Origin of the sequence: Ramlibacter sp. (assembly GCF_013697775.1) — a bacterium.
GTDB lineage: Bacteria > Pseudomonadota > Gammaproteobacteria > Burkholderiales > Burkholderiaceae_C > Ramlibacter.
The window spans coordinates 1-2,445 of the sequence record NZ_JACCWG010000235.1; the positions used below are offsets into that span (position 1 = coordinate 1).

A 2,445-nucleotide genomic window follows, 5' to 3' on the forward strand; every position below is an offset into this window, starting at 1 on the left:
GGCGCCGCCGGCGCCGGTGCACTGGGTTCGAGTTTCTCGACGGCGATCAGCTCGGGCGGCACCACCAGCGACAACACGCTGTGCAGGTCGGCGGCCGTGCCTTCGAGCTCCACCTGGAAGTACACGCTCCCGCCCGGCTGGTTGGCGATCTCCACCTCGGCCAGCCGGCCCATCTCGCCCAGGCCTTCCAGCATGGTGTCGAGGTCGTCCTGGGGAATGGCTTCCTCCAGCGGCGCCAGCTGCACGGCGAAGCGGCGCACCACCGGCCCGGGCGCGGCGCCCCTGGCGTCGGTGCGCGGGCGCGCGATCTGGCGGCGCAGCAGCTCCTCGGACGGCGCGGCGTCGGGCGCCGCGTCCAGCACGCCGCGGTGCCGCAGCGCCTGCGCCTGGATGGTGTCGCCCGCGCGCAGCATGGCCTCGATGTCGCCCGGCTCCACCGGCCGCTCGTGCTTGCGCAGCACGTCCAGCAGGTTCTCCTGCAGGTGCGCCAGCGCCGCCATGTCGTCGCAGCCCAGCATCGCGGCGCTGCCCTTGATGGAGTGCACCGCGCGGAAGATCGCGTTCAGCTCGTCCTGCCAGGGCTGGTCGGCCTGCTCGGGCTGCAGGCGCAGCAGGATCGCCTCGACCTGCGTCAGGTGCTCGTGCGTCTCCTCGAAGAAGATCGCGCGGTAGGCGTTGGGGTCGGCCAAGGGACTGGCGGGCTGGAACATGGCGTGTTCTCAGTCGTTCAGACGAACTTGGCCACGATGTCGAGCATGCGCTGCGGATCGAACGGCTTGGCCATCCAGCCGGTGGCGCCGGCGTCGCGGCCACGCTGCTTCAAGGCCGGGTCGGCCTCGGTGGACAGCACCAGCAGCGCCACCGCGTCGTAGTCGGGCAGCCGGCGCAGCTCGCCCACCAGCGTGACGCCGTCCATGCGCGGCATGTTGTGGTCGGTCACCACCAGGTCGAAGCGCTGTCCGCGGGCGAGCTCCAGCGCCTCCACGCCGTCGCCGGCCTCGGCCACGTCGTAGCCAGCGCCGGCCAGCACGGCGGCCACCATCTTCCGCATGGAGCGGGTGTCGTCGACGACCAGAATCGTTTTTTGCATGGCCTCACTTGTGCGCGGAGCGCTCGTGGTGTTTGCGGCTGCCCGGCAGGAACTTGGCGATCACCTCGAGCAGGCGGTCCTCGTCCAGCGGCTTGGTCAGGTATTCGTCGCAGCCGGCCAGCGAGCCGCGCAGCTTGTCGAACGGCGAGCTGCGGCTGGTGAGCATCACCACCGCGGTTTTCTTGATGGCCTGCTTGTTGCCCTTGATCAGCTTGCAGACCTGGTAGCCGTCGATTCCCGGCAGCACCACGTCGAGGAACACGCAGGTGTATTCCTGGCTTCCCGACAGGCCCACCGCCTCCTCGCCGGTTTCGGCGAAGTCGACCTCGAAGCCGTAGGGGGCGAGCTTGGCCTGCATGAAGGCACGCACCGTCGCGTTGTCGTCCACCACCAGCACGGTGTCGCCCAGCATGCGCTTGTTGGTGGCCGCGTCCGGCGCCGCCTGCGGCGGCAGCGTGCGGTGCAGCACGGTGGGGTGCGAGCGGCCCAGCGCGGCGGCACCCGGCGAGGTGCGGTGCCGCGCGGGCGCGGCCTCCGCCGCTGCGCGCTCCAGCGATACCGGCCGCTCCTCGTCGCTGGCCAGCGTGTCTTCCAGCACCTGCAGCAGCTTGGCCCACTGCAGCGGCCGCTGCAGCGACGGGAAGCCCGCCGTGTGCGGGCCGGCGCCGATCATCACGGCCGGCAGGCTGGCGCGCATGTGCAGCGCGCGGAACTGGTTGAAGGACTCGGTGTTGTCGGCGTCCACCAGGTACATGTCGGGGCCGCGGCCGGCGGTGCCCGGCTCGAACTGGGCGAAGCCGGGGTCGCGCCGTGCCGCCAGCGTGAAGATGCTGGAGAGCATCGAGCGCTCGACGTCGGCAAACCCGATGACGTCGACAAGGTACGTGTCGTTGAAATTCAAGATGGATTCCTCGGGCCTTGCGCGCCGGCCGGGAACGGCCCGGGCCCGCAAGGGAGCTGCTTCAGTTGCCGCAGGACGGCCGCGCCGTCCGCCGGGCGCCGGCCCGCGTCCTTGGCGAGCATCGCGTCCAGCAGCGGCTGCCAGCCGGCGTGCCGGGCCGGCAGCGGCGGCACGGGCGCCAGCAGGTGCTGGCAGAGCAATTCGGTGGTGGTTTCGCCGGCATGCGCGGGCTGGCCGCACAGCCATTCGTGCAGCACCAGGCCCAGGCCGTAGACGTCGGTGGCGGTGGTGACCGGCCCGCCGCGCACCTGCTCCGGGCTGGCGTAGGCCGCCGTCAGCGGCCCCGGTCCGGCCCCCGTCAGCGTCAGGCGCAGGGCGCGGGCGGCGTCGGGCGTGAGCGCGGTGGCGATGCCGAAGTCGAGCAGGACCGGCGCGCCGTCCGCCGCGACCAGGA

At 72.0% G+C, this 2,445-nt stretch carries 3 protein-coding genes and 1 pseudogene; all 4 read right to left on the reverse strand.

Features of this window, described 5'->3' with window-relative positions:
- Positions 1 to 710: Hpt domain-containing protein (locus H0U68_RS11500; RefSeq protein ID WP_296355669.1), on the reverse strand; the 710-nt coding region annotated here is incomplete at its 3' end.
- Between the two features lie 17 nt (positions 711 to 727).
- Complete coding sequence (locus H0U68_RS11505; protein ID WP_296355671.1) at positions 728 to 1,090, reverse strand: response regulator; 363 nt, start codon at positions 1,088 to 1,090, stop codon at positions 728 to 730.
- Between the two features lie 4 nt (positions 1,091 to 1,094).
- Positions 1,095 to 1,991 carry a response regulator gene (locus H0U68_RS11510; protein ID WP_296355672.1) on the reverse strand — a complete coding sequence of 299 codons (897 nt, stop codon included), beginning with the start codon at positions 1,989 to 1,991 and terminating at the stop codon, positions 1,095 to 1,097.
- A pseudogene (locus H0U68_RS11515) lies at positions 1,988 to 2,445 on the reverse strand (hypothetical protein); the annotation flags it as partial. The gene H0U68_RS11510 and the pseudogene H0U68_RS11515, both read right to left, overlap by 4 nt.

Bases quoted from the DNA above. Each gene is read 5' to 3' on its own strand.
- H0U68_RS11505 (WP_296355671.1), bottom strand. From the start codon at position 1,090: ATGCAAAAAACGATTCTGGTCGTCGACGACACCCGCTCCATGCGGAAG.